Here is a 17,635-nt window from a genome sequence, read left to right as displayed (position 1 = left end):
TACCCGGCCCGGCCCGCCTGCGCATGGGCCGAAGCGCGTATCGCGCGGCCGTCGGCACGCGCCTACACTTCCAGCATGCTTGAACTCCGCCCGATGGACGCCGCCGCCTTCGAGCGCTTCGTCGCCCACTCCGCTCCCCAGTACGCTGCCGAGAAAGTCAAAAGTGGCGAGTGGACACCGGAGGAAGCGCCACAGCGAGGCGACCGCGAATTCCGGCAGCTCCTCCCCCAGGGGCCGGACACGCCGGACAACGTCCTGTACCACCTGCACGACCCGCAGGAGGGCGCCGACGTGGGCGTGCTGTGGTACGCCCTCCAGCCACGCAGCGGCACCCGCACCGCCTTCGTGTACGAGATCGAGGTGTTCGGGCCCTACCGGCGGCGCGGCTACGCCACCCAGGCCTTCGAGTTGCTGGAGCAGGACACGGCCGCACATGGGGCCACGAACATCCAGCTCCACGTCTTCGGGCACAACACCGGCGCCCGAGCCCTGTACGAGGGGCTGGGCTTCCAGACGACGAACGTAATCATGCGGAAGGAACTCCGGGGCTGATGGGCTACCACCTAAAGGCGATCCTGCTGGATTCGAGAGCAGCAGTCGTCCCACACGGTCTCCCGAGTGTTGTGTTGCGGCAAGGAATGGTGATGATTCCCATCACTGAGGACGTGTCGGACGGATTTCCAGGATATGAAGCTCCATCATCCCTGGAGGCATGGTTCACCTATCTGCACGGCCCGCTTGAGGAGTTGATTGGTCAGCTTTCCCACTCGGGATCGGTAGCGTATGTGGAACTGGAGTATTTCGGAGGGACTGGAGATCAGGCGGCCGCCGTGTGGCAACACGGTCACCGAACGTGGGGGCCAGAGAAGGCCAGAATTGGCCCCGTCAATCAGGCCCTGGCGCTACTGGGCAGTATTCGTGAGCCCGGCCAGGATGAGTTCGAGGCTGTGGGACTCAACCAGCACCGCCATCTGGAGGACTGGCTGGAGTGACCGGCTTTACGGCCCCTTCTTCCTCCGCACCCTCAGCATCTTCTCGCTTTCCAGCAAACGCCTGAGCGCGTCCTCGCTGCGTGTTAGGCCCTCCAGCTCGGCGTCTCCCCTGCCGGCGCGAGGTTCGTAGTCGTCGAGCACCTTGCCGTCCAGGTAGCGGTCGAAGATCACCGGGCAGATGTAGCTGCCGCGTGTCACCGCGGGCGTGTTGCCCAGGTCGGCGGCCACGTATTTCACGCAGTCCACCAGGGTCTGCCGGGCCTGTTTCTCGGTCTCGGCCACGCCCGCTTCAGCGAGGTATTCGGCGGCCAGCAGCGTCCCGCCCCAGGTGCGGAAATCCTTGGCGGTGAACGGGCCGATGACCTCTTTCAGGTAGGCGTTGAGTTCCCCAGCATGGACACGGCGGCGCGCGCCCTGGTCATCGACCGTCTGGAACAGCCACGGACCGGGCAGTTCCAGCAGCTTGCCGATATTCGCGGCCAGCGTGCGGTCGGTCGTGGCCTTGTGCTGCGTGATGCCATGCTTGCCCTTGAAGTGGAAGGTGACGGTCTGGCCCCCAACCTTCACATGCTTCTGCCGCAGGGTGCTCAGGCCGTAGGTCTTGTGCTGCTTCTCGTAGATGTCGCTGCCCACGCGGAAGCGGGCGACGTGCAGCAGCCTCGTCATCAGCGCGGCGATCTTGCGGGGCGGCAGGCCGCTGGCGCGCAGATCGCTGGCCGTGGTGGCCTTGAGCGTGCCGAGCACACTGGCGAAGCGGGTGAGGCGCTGCCATTTCTTCAGCGCGCCCGCCTGCACGAAGTCCGGGTGGTAGCGGTATTGAAGGCGGCCAGCGGCGTCCCGGCCGAAGGCCTGGAGTTCCGCGTCCGGGTCGGGTGAGACGTATACGTCCTGGTAGGCGGGCGGCACGGCCAGTTTCGAGATCCGTTCGATCCCGGCCTTCTCCCGGTATGGGGTGCCGTCCGGCCAGAAGTATTTGAATGTCTTCGGGTCGCTGCCCTCGCGGCGCAGGTATTCCTCGGCCAGGATCTCGGTGCGGGACGTCATTCCTCCGCCTTGGCGGGCAGGTGCCAGTCAATGGCTCCGCGTCCGGCGTCTTCCAGCGCCGCGTTCACCTGAGAAAAGGGGCGGCTGCCGAAGAACTTAGCCTCGCTCAGGGGGCTGGGGTGGGCGGATTCGATGACCACGTGCTGCGGCCCGGTGATCAGCTTGCGCTTCTTGCGGGCGTAGGCGCCCCACAGCACGAACACCACGCGTTCGGGCTTGTCGTTCACGGCCCGGATCACGGCGTCCGTGAAGTGCTCCCAGCCCTTGTTCGCGTGGCTGTTCGCCTGTCCTTCGCGCACCGTCAGCACGGCGTTCAGCAGCAGTACGCCCTGCTCGGCCCAGGCCCTCAGGTAGCCGTGGCGGGGTGGGGTGAAGCCGGGAAGGTCGGCCACCAGTTCCTTGTAGATGTTCCGCAGGGACGGCGGAATGGGCACGCCGGGCCGCACGCTGAAGCTCAGGCCGTGCGCCTGGCCGGGGCGGTGGTACGGATCCTGCCCCAGGATCAGCACCTTCACGTCCTCCAGCGGCGTGAAACGCAGGGCGTTGAAGACGTCCGGAGCAGGCGGAAAGATGGTCTGCTCGCGCCGCTCCTGCACCAGGAAATCCTTCAGGTCGTGGAAGTAGGGCGCCGCGAATTCTGGTTCCAGCGCCCGCTGCCAGCTGTCGGGCAGCCCGGCGGGCACGATCGCCTTGGGAAGGTCGGGGGTCAGGCCGAAGAGGTCGGGCTGGTCGGACATGGCAGGTCTCCTTGTGGCTGTAGTGTGCCGCGCTGGCTTCACGGGTTTTTCCGGCAGGCCCTGAGCTTTCCTTTCGGCGCGCATGACGGCCTTCTTGCGGCTGCCGTGCTGCGCGTAGATCCGCCGCGCCTCGGCCTCGAACTGCGGCGTGCTGCGGGCGGCGTACACGCGGGCACGGGCGCGGCGTCCGGCCTCCTGCTCGTTCACGATGGGCGGCGGGTACTTCAGGCGCGCGGCGCCCGTCCACTCCCACGGCGCGTGGATGAAGTCGCCCGGCAAGTCCGCGAGTTCCGGCAGCCAGGAGCGGATGAACGTGCCGCCCGCGTCCTGTTCGCGCGCCTGCCGGGTGGGCGAGTAGATGCGCACGCGGTTGATGCCCACGGCCGAACTCTGCATCTGCATCTGCGACCAGTGGATGCCGGGCTCGTTGTCGAGCCACTCGCGCGCCAGGAAGACGCCGGGCCGCCGCCAGTGCAGCCACAGGTGCTGCGTGGCGAAACTGACCAGCAGGGCCCGCATGCGGAAGTTCAGCCAGCCCGTGGCGCGCAGCATGCGCATGCACGCGTCGATCAGCGGGTAGCCGGTCTGGCCGGCGCACCAGCGGTCGAAGGAGTCCTCGTTCCAGCCGCCGTCGCGCAGGTCGTCCAGGGCGCGGTTCAGGGTGCGGAACTCCATCTCCGGCTCGGATTCCAGGCGCTGGAGGAAATGGCAGTGCCAGTGCAACCGCGATTCGTACGACCGCAGGGAACGTATCCAGCGCGGATCGGCCTCGGGCTCGCCGCGCACCTCAGCCAGGCGCTGCCGGGTCGCCTGCACCACGTCCCGCACAGAGACCGTACCGAAGGCGAGCGGAGCGCTCAGGCGCGAGCAGCTTGCCTCGGCAGCCACGGGACTGCTCATCTCACGCGTGTAGTTCACGCCCCGCCAGGACAGGAAGGAGGCCAGCAGAGCGTGCGCTTCGGCCTGTCCGCCGGGCGGAATGCGCTTGTCAGTGGCGGGCACGCCCAGTTCCGCGTGATCCAGCACGCGGCCCGGATCGGCCCCGGTGCCGCGCAGCGCGCCCGGCGTGGGCACCACGGGCGCGGTCATGCGCTCCTCCCACGTCGCGGCCCAGCCGTCACGATTGCGCATGCGGCGGATCACGCCGTTCTGGGGAACTTCGGTGAACGGCAGGCCCCGGTGCCGCGCCCACGCCCGCACACGCCGATCCCGCCGGAAACTGACGCCGTTGCCGGTCTCCTCGTGTGCCCAGACGGCCCCCACGTCGTGCTCCGCGCGCAACCCGTCCAGCACGGCCACGGCCTCACCCTGCCGGACGACCAGAGGTGTGCCCAGGGCGCGCAGGCGGACGTCCAGTTCCCGCAGGGCGTCGTTCAGGTACGTCAGGTGATGGCCGGCGAATTCCTCATGGCGCAGTTGCTCGGGCTCGTAGATGAACACGGGCAGCACCGGGCCTCGGCGCGCCGCCTCGACCAATGGGGCATGGTCGCGCACCCTCAGGTCTTTCTTGAACCACACGACTTGCACGGACACAGGCCCGAGTGTCGCCCGACCACACACCCAGGACGGTAGGAAGTCCCGCCCACTCAAGAAACGGTGAATGGCCGCTTGGCTGCAAGGCGCCCAGCCTCGACCTGCATGGTTCACCGGGTGGAGCTGCGGCTCTCAATCCACGGACACGCGGTACGAGAGGTTCAGGCTCTCGCCCTTCACAAGCGCGCGGATGATCCAGCGGACGTTCGTGACCTCGGTCATGGGCGCGGCCGTCTTCTTCAGGACGGTCTTGCCGTTCTCGGTGACGCTGCTGACGTGCTGCGGCGTGGCCGTGTAGTTTCGGCCGCCATCGGTGCTGTACAGCAGGGCGATCCGGCTGGTCGCAGCCGTGGCGACGCCTGTGAAGGAGGTGCCGTCGGGCATGGGCATGCTGACCGTCACCTGCGGCAGGGTCTGCGTGCCGATATTCTGCACGGTCACGTTCTCGACCAGCAGATCGCCCCGCACGACGGTCAGGGGACTGTCCACCAGCGTCTCCGTGCGCTTGCCGTTCACCGTGGTGATCTTCACGAGCTTCTGCGTGGCCGTGTACTTCACGTTCTGCTTCACGGCGGTGGGGGCCGTGCTGTCCGGCTGGCTGGCGGCGGGCTTGGGGTCGGACTGCGCCAGGCCGGTCTGCGTGGGCACCGTGGCGGTGAACAGGAGGGCGGTGAGCAGGGCGCGCTTCATGGGGGAACCGTAGCGCAGGGCGGCCCGGCGGGGCAAATCCCACCGGGCCGCCTGCGCGCTGCTGGATCAGATGCCCAGGCGTCCGGCGACGGCCTTCTGCACGGGTGAGCCGTTCCCACCGTCGAAGGCGTCGATCTCCTCGATGAAGCGGTCGAACAGGTAACGGCTGTCGTGCGGGCCGGGGCTGGCTTCCGGGTGGTACTGCACGGAAAAGACCGGGTAGCGGCTGTGCGCCATGCCCTCGAGCGTGCCATCGTTCAGGTTCACGTGCGTGGCAACGAAGGCGTCGTTCGGGATGGAAGCGATGTCCACCGCGTACCCGTGGTTCTGGGCGGTGATCTCCACGTCGCCGGTCAGCAGGTTCTTCACGGGCTGGTTGCCACCGCGGTGCCCGAACTTCATCTTGAAGGTCTGCCCGCCGGCAGCGAGGCCCAGGATCTGGTGCCCCAGACAGATGCCGAAGGTGGGCAGCAGCCCCATCATCTCCCACGCGGTCTTGTGCGCGTACTCCAGCGGCGCGGGATCGCCGGGGCCGTTGCTCAGGAATAGGCCGTGCGGCTGGAGCGCCATGATCTGCGCGGGGGTGGTCTGCGCGGGCACCACGATGGGCTCGATCCCGACCTCGGCCAGCCGCTCGATGATGGTGTGCTTGATCCCGAAGTCCATCAGCACGACGCGCTTGCCGTGGCGCAGGGTCGGGAAGGCGTACGGCAGCGGAGTGGTGACCTCACGGGTCATGTCGTGCCCATCGATGTCCTGGTGGTCACGGGCGCGCTGCACGTACACCTGTTCCTCGGCGGGCGTGAACTCACCGTAGGCGTCGTCCGGGTGCGTGTACGAGCGGTGCGCGATGACGCCCTTCACGACGCCACCGGTTCGCAGGCGGCGCACCAGCGCGCGGGTGTCGATGCCCTGGATGGACACCACGCCGTACTGCTGCATGAAGGCCTCGAGCGACTGCTGCGCGCGGTAGTTGCTGTACTCACCGCTGAATTCACGGGAAATAAAACCGCGCACGTACGGCTTGTTGGATTCCATGTCGTAGATCGCCACACCGTAGTTCCCGACGTGCGGGTACGTGATGGTCACGATCTGCCCGTTGTAGCTGGGATCGGTCATGATCTCCTGGTAGCCGGTCATGGACGTGTTGAACACGACCTCGCCGACCGTCTCGCCACGGTGCCCGAAGGCGTACCCACGGTAGACGGTGCCGTCTTCCAGCGCCAGGATCGCGCGTTCCTTGCGAATCATATTCAACCTCCTGCCATGTGCGCCTCACGGAACGCCCTTGATGGCCTGTTGGGCCGCCCGCATGCCACGGACGCCTGCGCCCCACAATAGCGGACTCCGGCACGGCGCAGGGTGGGGTCGTCCGCTCAGGTCGGATGGCCACGCTGCCGTGCATAGATATACACGACAGCGTGAATCTATGCAGCTTTGGCCGGATTCACTCCCAGCGGTACTTGAGGCTCGACTTCCCGAGGATCACGTTCCCCTGCACGCGGCTCTGGGCGGTCATGCCGTCATAGCGGTTGATCAGGTCGGTCATGACACCACTCACGCCCTCCAGCATGGAGTCCAGGCCCCCCTTCGAGGAGCCCCGGCCCGTCTGCGGCCCCAGGGCGTCGATGGCGGCCTGCATGGCCCGCTCCTCCTCAGTCATGGCGGACGTGGCGGTGGTGGGCTCGGCCGCACTCTCCGCTGGGGCCGCCGCCCTGGCCAGGGCGTCCTTCAGGACCGCCTGGAAGTCACTCTCGCTGATCTCGGGCAGATCCGGCTGGTACGACCACGACGCGCCGGTCATGGGCAGGTTCGCCGCCTGGAAGGCCTCGTCCTGGCCAAGGGTGGGGGCGGTGTCGTCGAGCGCGGCCTTCAGGGCCTCGTCGTTCCACGCGGTGATCACGTAGTCGCCCCGGAAGGCGTAGACCATCTTCAGCCCGCCGAGCATCTTCTGGAGTTGCTGCACGCTGCCGTCCAGGGCCGCACTGCCCATCCCCGCGCTGTCCTTCAGGCTGCCGGGCAGGTCATCCAGCAGACTCGACTGGCCCAGTTTCATCAGGGAGTCCAGGGAACCGCCCAGCCCGGCGATGGCGGCGTTCACGCTCGCGGTGTACTCCGGCAGGTGCGCCTTCGCGGCGTCCAGATCGCGGACACGCTGGTACGACACGCGGTGCGCCAGACCGGACAGCTGATCGCGGGTGTCCAGACCAGACTTCAGGCCGCCGGCCAGGGTGACCTGTGCGCATTCGCCGCCCAGGTACTGCCCCGCGCGTTCCAGGTGATCGGCGAGTTGCGAATCGGTCAGGAAGCCCAGCGGGTCGAACAGATCCACGCGGTTCAGCCAGCGGGCCATATACGCGCCGGACTCCGGGGCGCAGGCACTGGCCTCCACGCCCTCGGCACTGGCGGGAATGATGTCCTGCACGTGGAAGTCCGTGCTGGCCGTCAGCAGGCGGGACAGCGGCTGATCCTTGCCCTGCGCGTTCACGACGTGCGCCGACGCCGCCGTGAGGCCCGCGTCCGTGGTCGTGAACCCGGCCGAGTACTGCCCCAGGGTGTCGATGGCGTCCACGACCGGCGAGAGCAGGCGCGGCAGGGCGACCCTGGCCAGTTCGCCCCGGATGACCTTGGCCGCCGCCGAGAAGTTCACGTACAGCGCCAGTTCCTGCGTGCCGACCGGACGCCGGGCAGCCGTGTACGCGGCGGAACCCTGGAGTCTGGGGGCCGCCTTGCCGCTCAGGCGACCCAGGTAGCCCATCAGCAGATCCTTGTTCGTCGAGACGTACACCAGACCGCCCGCCATGCCCGCGTACACGTCGTCCTGGCGGGCGAAGGTGTACACGCCCACGCGGGCACCTGTTTTCTTCTTCAGCAGGCTGCCGAAGAACTCGGCCGAGAGGTCGTCCACGCGCGACACGGCCAGCAGCTCGGGCGAGTAGGTCTGGGCGGACCGACCGACCGTGAACACGCCCACGGCGGCCTCCTTCCCGATGGAGCCCTTCATGAGTTCCTGCAGGCCGTTCATGGTCTGGGTGCCCTGGGCGTCCGGCCCGGCCACCTGATCCATGACGCGGCCCAGCACGCCGGACAGCCGGCCGATGGCCCCGGCCGCGTCACGGGTTTCCAGGGTCAGGAGCGCTCCGGCGGGCAGCAGTTCGGTCAGGGAGGCCGCGTGCGCGCCGGAACCCAGGGCCACGACGCCCAGACTGAGGATGAGATGACGTTTCACTCCCGGATCATACGGGGCGGCCGTCAGGGCCCGGTGCCCAGATGGGGCAGCCCCCGTTCAGGTGAGTGGCAGCGCCCGCGCGGCGGCCTCCAGCGCGTCCGGCGTGTCCACGTCCAGCAGCAGGGTCGCCGGGAAGGTCAGGGTGACGGCCTGGGCGCGGTGGGCGCCGATCAGGGCGCGCGGTCCGTGATCGGCGTCCGGCGTGTCCCGGATGGCCCGCAGCAGATCCGCACGGAACAGGTGCGGCGGGGCGCGCACGGCGTCTGGGGCCTCGCCGTACTCGGCCAGCACGACCGGCGCTCCAGACGTCCGGAAGGCGGCGAGCAGGGAACGGTGGACGTCTGCCGTGATCAGGGGCATGTCGGCCAGCGCGAAGTTCGCTCCGGTCAGGCCCGGCGGCAGGGCGGCCACGGCGGCCCGGAAGGACGAGGCCAGGCCGCGGGCCGGCTCCGGATTCACCACGAACGCGAAGTCCAGCCCCGCCAGGGCCGTGCGAATCTCGTCACCCACCACGCCGGGCGGCACAACGGCCAGCAGGTGCCCATGCCCGGCGTCGGCCAGCGCCTGGGCGGCGTACGTGCACAGCGGACGGCCGTGCAGCGCGGCCAGCTGCTTGGGCTGCCCCATGCGGGTGCTGAGCCCGGCGGCGAGCAGCACCCCAGCGACGGTGGTGGAAGCGGACGTCACGCCTGCATGGTAGGCCCGGAGCGCGCGTGGTGACGCGCCCAATCTTTCCCAAACCCCCGCGCGCCTAGAATGGCGGCGTCTTCAAGTCCAGCGTTCCAGAGGTGACCGTATGAAACTGAATTACTCAGGTCAGGAGAAGGTGCAGGCGCCGCCCGCCGTCGTGTGGGCCTTCGTGCAGGATCCCGAACGCGTGGCGCGCTGCCTGCCGGACGTGCAGGAAGTGACGGTGCATGACCAGACGCACATGGACGCGGTCGTGCAGGTGGGCGTGGGCATGGTGCGCGGCAAGTTCAAGTTCAAGATCGAGGTGCTGCCGGACGAGGCGGCTGGCCGGGTGAACGTGAACGTGCAGGGCGGCGGCCTGGGCAGCGTGGTCGATCTGACGGCGGGCGCGAACGTCGTGGACAACGGCGACGGCACGACCCTGCTGGACTGGACGGGCGAGGCGAACATGCGCGGCCCGGTCGCCACGGTGGGTGGGCGGCTCTTGGATGCCCAGGCGCAGAAGCTGATCTCGAAGACCTTCGAGAACATGAGCGCCCACATCGGCGCGTCGTCCGGCACGCTGGCCTGACCGTGCCGCGCCGCCGGACGCCCTGGCGCTCAGGGACTGGGCAGGGCGTCCGGCACGGCCGTCAGGGTCGGGATGGCGGTGACCACCCCGTGCGGCGAGACGGCCAGCACGCGCCGCTCCGCGAGCGTCCACAGGGCGCGGTGCACCGCCATCTCGGCCACCGCGCCGCCTTTCGGAGCCAGGTCGTCGAGCAGCTGCGTGTAGCGCAGCGCGCCGGTCTCTCCGCCCGCCCAGGGCGTCACGGCGGCCACGCGGGTCAGAACGGCCCGCTGTTCGGGCGTCTCGCCTTGGGCGAGCAGGGCCGTACGGGCACGGACGCGTTCCAGTTGCTCGTCGCGTTCCTGGCGGCGGCGGGCGAGCAGCAGCGCCACCTCGTCCGGCGGCGTCTCACCCCGTCGGGCGCGGGCCTCGGCGATCAGGGTTTCCAGACGCTGATCCGCACGGGCGGCCGCCTGGGCCCGCAGTTCCTGCACCTGCGCCCCGAGGCCCTGCACGCGGGCGCTTCCCAGCGCCCTGGTGCCCAGACGGCGGGCCGCGTCGCCCAGGCCCGCCGCGCCGGGGGCCGCTTCGGGTTCCGGGTCACGCAGGGCCCTGCCGACGCGGATCAGGGTATTGATGGTGCGGGCCGTCTTGTTCTCGGTCGGCATGCAGTGACCTCCTGCCGTCCTTATACAGGGTGCAGGTGGCCCGCGTCATCCTCCGGAAGTAAAGGAAGCGTCATGGATGCCCACACGGGCTACGCCGCCTGGCCCAGGGGGTCAGACGGCGTGGGATCAGGTCGCGCGGGTCGGGAAAGCTCAGGCGGCCTGCGCGGTGGGCAGGGAGGCCACTTCGGCCTCGGTACTCACGTCGGCGTTCACGTGAACAGAACGGATCGGGAGCAGCGCCCCCAGACCCAGGCCGGCCATGCTGGCGGTCGCGACGATCATCCACAGCATGTTTCCGTCGGACGTGTCGAGCAGAACGCTGAGCACCATCAGGGCGGCCGACACGGCCATGTGTGCCAGCGCGGGGATCACGAGGTTCCCGCCGTTCACATGTGCTTTCAGGAAGCTGCGACCCGCGTGAAGTCCGGAGACCAGGGCGATCATGATGCACAGGAACAGGGGGAGGTTCATGGGCTCACCTTACGCACCGGTCTCTCACGCCCGCCTCACAGCGCGGCGGGCGTGCAGGACATGAAGAACAGCGTGTTTTCTGCCCGTCAGCACGCAGAAATAGCCGCCAGGAGGGCCTTGCGAATGGTTTGTAAGACTACGTTCAAGAGCAGCGCCCAGCCGGGATACTGCAACCCTATGTCCGACTGCCTTTTCACCGGGCCGCGCGCGTTCCGGGCGGCTCCATGACGGTTTCCGTTCCGACGCCCGGCGACCTCCAGGCCCTCTTCCGGGCGCGCGGGTACGTGGCGGGCGAGGCGCTGGCCACGGCCGTGCGGCTGGTCGTGGCGCTCGACAAACCCCTGCTGCTGGAAGGGCCGGCCGGGGTCGGCAAGACCGAGGCAGCCAAGACCCTGGCGCTCGCGCTGGACACCCGCCTGATCCGCCTGCAGTGCTATGAGGGCCTGGACGCGCAGTCCTCGCTGTACGAGTGGAACTACGCGCGGCAGCTGCTGCACCTGCGCGGCGCGGAACTGGCCGGCGAGCGCGTGGGTGACGACGAACTGTACGGCGAGAAGTTCCTGCTGGCCCGGCCGCTCCTGCAGGCCATCCGCGAGGAGCGGGCGCCGGTGCTGCTGATCGACGAGGTCGACCGCGCCGACGACGCCTTCGAGGCTTTCCTGCTCGAACTGCTGGCCGAGTGGCAGATCACGGTGCCGGAACTGGGCACGCTGCACGCCCGCAGCCGCCCGCACGTGATCCTGACCAGCAACCGGTCGCGCGAACTGAGTGACGCGCTCAGACGGCGCTGCCTGTACCACTGGGTCGAGTACCCCAGTGCCCGGCAGGAACTGGAGATCGTGCACGCCCGGCTGCCCGGCGTGAACCAGGGGCTGGCCCGGCAGGTCACGGACGCCATTCAGGCGCTGCGGGCCCTGCCCCTGGGCAAGCCGCCCGGCGTGGCCGAGACGCTCGACTGGGCGGCGGCGCTGGCCAGCCTGCACCGCGATCACCTGGACGCCGGGGCGATCGAGGCCACGCTGGGCGCGGTGCTCAAGCTGCGCGAGGATCAGCTGCTGGCGGCGCCCACACTGAAGCAGCTGGCCGCGAAGGCCGCCGAACAGGCCGCCAGCGTCCCGGTGGCTGACGGGTCGTGACTGCCGACCCGGCACCGCCCCTGCCCGCCGACCTTGCCACGCGCGTCACGGCGTTCGTGGCACGGCTGCGCACCCGGCACGGGTTTTTGCTGGGGCCAGGCGAGGCGGCGGACGCCCTGCGCACCCTGGGTGTGGTGGACGTGCTGCGTAAACACGAGGTGCGCGACGCCCTGCGCGCCGTCCTGACCGCCAGTCCCGAACAGCGCCGCGTCTTCGATCAGGAGTTCAACGCCTTCTTCCGCCCGGACGGTGGCCCGCTGCCCCCCACCCTGCCACCGCTTCTGCCTCAGACGGAGGCGCCCGGCGTGGAGCAGGAGCACCAGCCATCCCCGCCGAACGGTGCGGACGATGCTGAACCGGAGAAGAAACCAGCTCCAACGCCGCCGGATTCCGGCGACGGTGACGACCAGGGCGACGTGGACACGACGCAGGCCCAGCCACTCGGTGAATCCGACGACGGCTCCGAGGATCCGGATGAGCCCGCCCAGACGATCCGCACGAAACTCAGCCCGAACGCCTCGGGCGGCGGGGAATTCGACGCGACCGAGGGCGACCTGCCGGAGCTGCTGCGCGCGGCGGGAGCGCTGGTGCGCGCGGTGGAACTCGGCCGGTCGCGCCGCCTGAAACCCATGCCGCGTGGCCCGAAACTCGACGCGCGGCGCACCATCCGCGCCGCCGCCCGCACCGCCGGGGACGCCACCCTGCTGAAGTGGCTGGGGCGCCCCCGCCGCGCCCCGCGTTTCCTGCTGATCCTCGACGGCAGCCGCAGCATGGGCCGCGACGCCACGCTGCTGCTGCGCTTCGCGCACGCCCTGCACCTCAGATCACGCCGGGTCGAGGTCTACGCATTCAGCACGGGCCTGACCCGCCTGACCCCGTTGCTGCGCGGCGCACCCCCCGGCAAGACCCTGCACCTGCCGGATCTGGGCGAGGCGTGGGGCGGCGGCACCCGCATCGGCGAGAACCTGCTGAAACTGGCCCGCCAGGAACGCGAGCACGTGAACCGCGACACCCTGGTCTTCATTCTCAGTGACGGCCTGGACACCGGCCCGGTCGAGGAGCTGGAGCGTGCCATGCGCGAGCTGCACCACCGCGCGGCCCGTGTGGTGTGGCTGTCCCCGCTGGCGGGCATGCCGGGTTACCAGCCGGTGCAGCGGGCCGTGAAGGCCGCCCTGCCCTACCTGGACGGACTGCTGCCGGCCAGCGGCGTAGGCGACCTGCATGCGCTGGCCGGACGGCTCAAGCGGGGCGGAGCGTTGCGGTAGCCGGCAGTTCGCGTCGCACCACGACCTGGGTGTGAGATCCAGGAACGGTGCAATGGCGCATGGCTGTGGTATCAGAGGGCCGCAGGCAGTGCCGGGCAGCCGTCGCTACCACCGCGACCTCGGCCCGGCCGCTGACCGGTTGAACAGAAATAAAGAAGAACACTGTACGTCTTGACAGAATCATCTTCCAAGACGTACAGTGTTTGCATTCAAGAAGAACGCCGTTCACCTTGAGAGGAGAGGCCATGATCACTGCTCCCGCCCGCCCAGCCCGTCAGGTCGCCGCCCCCGTCTCGGTCGTCCAGCCCCTCGGCCTACTGCGCGTAGAAGGACTGGCTCTGTGTGTCCTCTGTATCGCCGCCTTCCTGCACCTGGGCGGCCACTGGGGCTACCTCTTCCTGGGCTTTGCGGCGGATCTAAGCTTCGTCGGCTATCTGGTCGGTTCACGGATCGGCGCGGCCCTCTACAACGCCGTACACAGCACCGTGCTGCCCATCGCGCTGGTTGCCGCCGGCTTCATTCTGAACCAGCCGCAGGCCACCCTCACCGGCCTAGTGCTGCTGGCGCACATCGGCTTCGACCGCGCGGCGGGCTACGGCCTGAAATACCCCGACGCCTTTGGGCACACCCATCTGGACGCCTAGCGTTTGGTGCTGACCCTACAGATCCCGCCTGCTGAACCGCCACATCGCCGCGCCCACGGCCAGCGCCGTCAGGGCGCACGCCCACACGGCCAGACCGGTGGAAATGGGCGTGCTGGACGTGAAGGGGTTCGCGCCGCGTCCCAGTTCGCTCACCTGAAGCATGAACGGGGGTTGCAGGTGGTAGCTGGCGCCCAGCCACAGGGCGTTGCTAGGCATCAGGGCGTTGGCGACCTTGCCGAGCGTGACCAGGGTGGGCGTATCGGCGAGTTTGCCGATGGCACTCAGGATGCCGCCCGTGAAGCCCACGCCGTACAACACGAACACGCCGATACCGTTGGCGAGCGTGGTGAACAGCGTGCTGCCCAGCACGGTCAGGGCGGTGAGCATCAGCACGGCCAGCAGGATCAGGGCCAGGGCGGCGACCGGCGAGGGCGGCAGGTAGCCGGTGATCATGCGTACGCCCAGCAGCAGCGAGGCGCCCAGCAGGGCCACGTACACGACATTGACCGTACCGAAGCCCAGGAAGCGCCCGAGCACGACCTGCGCGCGGCTGACCGGCCGGGCGATCACGCTCTGCATGACGCCGTTCTCGATGTCCGCGCTGACCGAGCCGACAGTGGAGAGCACCGCCATCAGAGATCCGAGGAAGTAGACGAGGTACATGCCGAACAGGGCCGAGGAGATCACGGGGATGTTGCCCGCGCCGGTCGCGCTGCGCCCCTCCAGTCCCGCGTCGATGGCCCGCTGGTCGAGCGCCTGCTCCAGCCGCACGATGCCGTACAGGAAAAACCCGATGAACAGCACGCTGAGCACCACCAGCACGCTGACCAGCCGCTTGCGGAAGGCCTCCCGCAGCGACAGTTCCGCGATCAAGAGAGCGTTACGCACGGGCGGCCTCCCCGCCAGGAAGTGGCGCGGCACGGCTCGCTTCGGGCGTGTCCTCGATCAGGTCGAGGAACATGGTTTCCAAATCCGGGCGGCGCGGCGTGAGGGCGTACAGATGCGCGCCGCTGTCCAGCACGGCCCGCGCGATCTCCGGAATGGCGTCCTCGTGCTGGAGCCACAGTTCGACGCCCACGCGACCCGGCGTGTTGAGGTCAGTGTGCCGGAGCTCGCCGTACCGGGCCAGCACCTCCAGCAGGCCCGGCGGGAGCGTGTCCGCGCGCACATCGAGCGGCAGGACGTTTCCCATCAGCTCGCGCATGCTGCCCTGCCGCAGCACCCGGCCCTGTTTCACGAAGGCCACGCGGTCGCAGACCTGCTCTACCTCCGACAGCAGGTGCGAGTTCAGGAACACCGCCACGCCCTGTCCGCGCAGCCGCTCGATGATCTCCCGCACCTCCACCCGGCCGATGGGGTCGAGGGCGCTCGTGGGTTCATCCAGGAACACGAGCTGTGGCCGGGCCAGGATCGCCCCGGCCAGCCCGGCGCGCTGCAACATGCCTTTCGAGTAGCCGCCCAGCGCCTCGCGGCCGCGGCCGCCCAGGCCGACGACTTCCAGCACCTCGGGAATACGGGCGCGCAGGTCATCGGCCTTCAGGCCCGCGAGGCGACCGTGGAAGCGCAGGAATTCCTCCCCGGTCATCCACGTCTGAAAGCGGAACTGCTCGGGCAGGAAGCCCAGGCGCGCGCGGATGGCCGGATCGGCGGGCGAGCCGCCCAGCACGCGCACCTGCCCGCCCGTGGGCAACACCAGACCCAGCAGCATCTTCACGGTGGTGCTCTTGCCCGCTCCGTTCGGCCCCAGGAAGCCGAAGACCTCGCCGGGCTGCACGCTCAGGGTCAGGCCGTCCACGACCGCGCGGCCCCGGTATTCCTTGCGCAGATCGCGCGTCTCGATGGCAGGGGCACTCATTCGGGCAGCATAGCCGCGCAGGAAGGCCCGGACGTGCGCCGAAAGTTGCAATGGAACACGCCTTCATCAAATTGCTGACGCCGGAACGAGGAACGTGCCGGGAACCTGAAGATCAGACCGGGTTGAGGATTTCCTCGATGCGCTGCACGATGCTCGCGTCCAGGCGCACGCCGGCGGCCTTCACGGTGTCGGCGATCTGCTGCGGCTTGGTGGCCCCGGTGATCACACTGCTCACGCCCTTGTGGCGCAGGAGCCACGCCACGGCGAGCTGCGCGCGGGTGATGCCCAGACCGTCGGCAACGGGCTTCAGGTCGCGCACCTTCTGGATGTTCGCCTCGGTCAGGAAGTCGCGCGCGAAGCCCTCGTGCTCACTCAGGCGGGCGCCCTCGGGTTTTCCAGCGTCGTACTTGCCGGTGAGCAGGCCCATCGCCAGCGGGCTCCAGACGACCAGGCCCACGCCGGCGCGCTCGGTGTACGGCAGGATGTCCTTCTCCACGCGGTCACGGTGGATCATGGAGTACTCGGGCTGCTCGGTCACGGGGCCGTGCAGCCCGTGCGCCTTGGCGAACTCCACGGCCTCGGCGATCCGCGCGGCGGGCCACATGCTGGTGCCCCAGTACAGCGCCTTCCCGGCGCGGATGACCTGATCGAAGGCCATGACGATCTCGTCCATGGGCACGTTCTCGTCGTAGCGGTGCGCGAAGTAGATGTCCAGGTAATCGGTGCCCAGGCGCTTGAGGGACCCGTCGATGCTCTCCAGGATGTGCTTGCGGCTCAGGCCCTGGTCGTTCACGTCGTCGCTCATGGGCCAGTACACCTTGCTGGACATGACCAGCGTGTGTCGGGGGAAGTCGCGCAGCGCTGCGCCCATCAGTTCCTCGGACCGGCCCTTGGCGTAGATGTCGGCCTGATCGAAGAAGTTCACGCCCTCGTCGTAGGCGGCCTTCACGATGTCGTGAACCACCTGTGCGTCGTTCACGCTCTGCCCGTAGGTCACCCAGCCGCCCAGGGCCACCTCGCTGACTTTCAGGCCGCTGCGGCCCAGATTCCGGAATTCCATGCCCGGCACTTTAACTCTTAAAGCATGGGGGGACGGTCAGGCTGAAGTCCAGCTCAAGGTTCAGGCGACCACCCTGGCGGGGCCAGCTCGAAACCACTGAACTGGAACCCGGGCGCGACCACGCAGCCCACCAGCGTCCACTCGCCCAGAGTACGGGCCGCCTGCCACGCGTGGGCGGGCACAATGCCCTGGGGGCGCTCGCCGTGCAGCAGGTCCGGCCCGAGGCGCAGGTGCTGTATCTCCCCCGCGTGCCAGATGGACAGCTCCAGCGGCGAGCCCACGTGGTAGTTCCAGATCTCGGTGGCGTCCACGCGGTGCCAGTGCGAGACCTCGCCCGCGCGCAGCAGGAAATAGATGCTGGTACAGACCGGACGGCCATCCACGGTCTGCACGTCCTCGTGAATCTGGACGTAGTGGCCGCCTTCAGGGTGCGGGTGCAGCTTCAGTTCGCGGATGATCTCGTCGGGCGTCATGGAGTGTGGCGTGCCCACTGGTTCGCACGTTCGCCGCGCGCGGCCTTCTCGGCCGTCTCGGTCACCCGTTTGCGGCGGGTGGGCTCGGTTTTCGCCTGCGCGATCCACTCCAGTACGGCGCGTTTCGCGGTGCGCGGAAAGGCGTCCCAGTGCCCGGCCGCGCCGGGGGACGCGTCCAGGGCCGCGCGGAGGTCGGCGGGGATCTCCAGCCGCTCGATGGCGTCCAGTTTCGTCCAGGTGCCGTCCTGCACGGCCGCATTGATGCGGGCCTGCCCGGCGGGGGTCATCCGGCCCTCCGCCTGCATCCGGGCGATCCGCTCCTTGTTCACGGCGCTCCAGCCGCTGCCGGTCTTGCGCGGCGTCATCTGGATCACCCAGCGGACGGCGTCCAGCGTGCGGGCCGTCGAGTCGATCCAGCCGAAACACAGGGCCTCCTCGACGGCCTCGGCGGTGGTCAGGTTGGGCGTGGGCGAGCCCTTCTTGTGGATGACGAGGCGGACGCCGGGACTGGTCGCGTGGTGGCTCTGCAACCATTTCCTCCATGCAGCGCGGGAAGCGGGTTCAATCAGCTCGGCAGGGAAGGCGGGAGCCATGCCCC

Annotated in this window: 19 protein-coding genes; 6 read left to right on the top strand and 13 right to left on the bottom strand. The window is 68.9% G+C overall.

Annotation, left to right across the window (positions count from 1 at the left end):
* Positions 1-75 precede the first annotated feature (75 nt).
* Positions 76-552, top strand: a complete 477-nt coding sequence (locus E7T09_RS18710; protein WP_136390709.1) for a GNAT family N-acetyltransferase — start codon at positions 76-78, stop codon at positions 550-552.
* Positions 553-644: 92 nt separating this feature from the next.
* Entirely contained in the window at positions 645-992 is a 348-nt protein-coding gene (locus E7T09_RS18705; RefSeq protein ID WP_136390708.1) for a hypothetical protein, read from the top strand.
* Positions 993-998: 6 nt separating this feature from the next.
* On the opposite strand, the gene E7T09_RS18700 is transcribed toward E7T09_RS18705, so the two are convergent.
* From E7T09_RS18700 to E7T09_RS18675, 6 genes are all read right to left on the bottom strand, one after another.
* Positions 999-2,036 (bottom strand): DNA topoisomerase IB, encoded by a 1,038-nt coding sequence (locus E7T09_RS18700; RefSeq protein ID WP_136390707.1) that lies wholly within the window; start codon positions 2,034-2,036, stop codon positions 999-1,001.
* Positions 2,033-4,306 (bottom strand): uracil-DNA glycosylase, encoded by a 2,274-nt coding sequence (gene ung / locus E7T09_RS18695; protein WP_240741895.1) that lies wholly within the window; start codon positions 4,304-4,306, stop codon positions 2,033-2,035. The genes E7T09_RS18700 and ung overlap by 4 nt, the downstream gene beginning before the upstream one ends.
* 132 nt (positions 4,307-4,438) lie before the next feature.
* Positions 4,439-4,996 carry a hypothetical protein gene (locus E7T09_RS18690; RefSeq protein WP_136390705.1) on the bottom strand — a complete coding sequence of 186 codons (558 nt, stop codon included), beginning with the start codon at positions 4,994-4,996 and terminating at the stop codon, positions 4,439-4,441.
* Positions 4,997-5,062: 66 nt separating this feature from the next.
* Entirely contained in the window at positions 5,063-6,247 is a 1,185-nt protein-coding gene (gene carA / locus E7T09_RS18685; protein WP_136390704.1) for a glutamine-hydrolyzing carbamoyl-phosphate synthase small subunit, read from the bottom strand.
* 196 nt (positions 6,248-6,443) lie between these two features.
* Positions 6,444-8,225 carry a hypothetical protein gene (locus E7T09_RS18680; protein ID WP_136390703.1) on the bottom strand — a complete coding sequence of 594 codons (1,782 nt, stop codon included), beginning with the start codon at positions 8,223-8,225 and terminating at the stop codon, positions 6,444-6,446.
* A gap of 57 nt (positions 8,226-8,282) precedes the next feature.
* Positions 8,283-8,912: an NTP transferase domain-containing protein gene (locus tag E7T09_RS18675; protein WP_240741894.1), complete on the bottom strand. Its 630-nt coding sequence runs from the start codon at positions 8,910-8,912 to the stop codon at positions 8,283-8,285.
* A gap of 109 nt (positions 8,913-9,021) precedes the next feature.
* Between E7T09_RS18675 and E7T09_RS18670 the strand changes: the two genes are divergently transcribed.
* Positions 9,022-9,486: a carbon monoxide dehydrogenase subunit G gene (locus tag E7T09_RS18670; protein WP_136390702.1), complete on the top strand. Its 465-nt coding sequence runs from the start codon at positions 9,022-9,024 to the stop codon at positions 9,484-9,486.
* 29 nt (positions 9,487-9,515) lie between these two features.
* Here the strand turns inward: E7T09_RS18670 and E7T09_RS18665 are convergent, their stop codons facing one another.
* Both E7T09_RS18665 and E7T09_RS18660 read right to left on the bottom strand, forming a co-directional pair.
* Positions 9,516-10,133: a hypothetical protein gene (locus E7T09_RS18665; RefSeq protein WP_136390701.1), complete on the bottom strand. Its 618-nt coding sequence runs from the start codon at positions 10,131-10,133 to the stop codon at positions 9,516-9,518.
* Positions 10,134-10,283: 150 nt separating this feature from the next.
* The gene (locus tag E7T09_RS18660) at positions 10,284-10,604 is read right to left on the bottom strand and encodes a hypothetical protein (RefSeq protein WP_136390700.1); all 321 of its coding nucleotides are present in this window, start codon (positions 10,602-10,604) and stop codon (positions 10,284-10,286) included.
* A 224-nt stretch (positions 10,605-10,828) separates the two neighbouring features.
* Here E7T09_RS18660 and E7T09_RS18655 point away from each other — a divergent pair, with 224 nt between their 5' ends.
* The 3 genes from E7T09_RS18655 (at position 10,829) to E7T09_RS18645 (ending at position 13,649) form a co-directional block, all read left to right on the top strand.
* On the top strand, positions 10,829-11,740 hold the full coding sequence (locus E7T09_RS18655; RefSeq protein ID WP_136390699.1) for a MoxR family ATPase: 912 nt from the start codon (positions 10,829-10,831) through the stop codon (positions 11,738-11,740).
* Positions 11,737-13,005, top strand: a complete 1,269-nt coding sequence (locus E7T09_RS18650; protein ID WP_136390698.1) for a VWA domain-containing protein — start codon at positions 11,737-11,739, stop codon at positions 13,003-13,005. The genes E7T09_RS18655 and E7T09_RS18650 overlap by 4 nt, the downstream gene beginning before the upstream one ends.
* 245 nt (positions 13,006-13,250) lie before the next feature.
* Positions 13,251-13,649, top strand: coding sequence for a DUF4260 domain-containing protein (locus E7T09_RS18645; RefSeq protein ID WP_136390697.1), 399 nt, complete (start codon positions 13,251-13,253; stop codon positions 13,647-13,649).
* 15 nt (positions 13,650-13,664) lie between these two features.
* Here E7T09_RS18645 and E7T09_RS18640 read toward each other — a convergent pair whose 3' ends face one another.
* From E7T09_RS18640 to E7T09_RS18620, 5 genes are all read right to left on the bottom strand, one after another.
* A complete protein-coding gene (locus E7T09_RS18640) occupies positions 13,665-14,537 on the bottom strand; it encodes an ABC transporter permease (RefSeq protein ID WP_136390696.1) in 873 nt (290 codons plus the stop codon).
* A complete protein-coding gene (locus tag E7T09_RS18635; protein WP_136390695.1) occupies positions 14,530-15,504 on the bottom strand; it encodes an ABC transporter ATP-binding protein in 975 nt (324 codons plus the stop codon). The genes E7T09_RS18640 and E7T09_RS18635 overlap by 8 nt, the downstream gene beginning before the upstream one ends.
* A gap of 112 nt (positions 15,505-15,616) precedes the next feature.
* Positions 15,617-16,564, bottom strand: coding sequence for an aldo/keto reductase family protein (locus tag E7T09_RS18630; RefSeq protein WP_136390694.1), 948 nt, complete (start codon positions 16,562-16,564; stop codon positions 15,617-15,619).
* 53 nt (positions 16,565-16,617) lie between these two features.
* Positions 16,618-17,037 carry a cupin domain-containing protein gene (locus tag E7T09_RS18625; RefSeq protein ID WP_136390693.1) on the bottom strand — a complete coding sequence of 140 codons (420 nt, stop codon included), beginning with the start codon at positions 17,035-17,037 and terminating at the stop codon, positions 16,618-16,620.
* Positions 17,034-17,567 (bottom strand): YdeI family protein, encoded by a 534-nt coding sequence (locus E7T09_RS18620; RefSeq protein ID WP_240741893.1) that lies wholly within the window; start codon positions 17,565-17,567, stop codon positions 17,034-17,036. The genes E7T09_RS18625 and E7T09_RS18620 overlap by 4 nt, the downstream gene beginning before the upstream one ends.
* Between the last annotated feature and the right edge of the window lie 68 nt (positions 17,568-17,635).

This window comes from Deinococcus sp. KSM4-11, assembly GCF_004801415.1.
GTDB lineage: Bacteria > Deinococcota > Deinococci > Deinococcales > Deinococcaceae > Deinococcus.
Note: the sequence above shows the minus strand (reverse complement) of the source record. Positions and strands in the feature narration are given on the sequence as shown.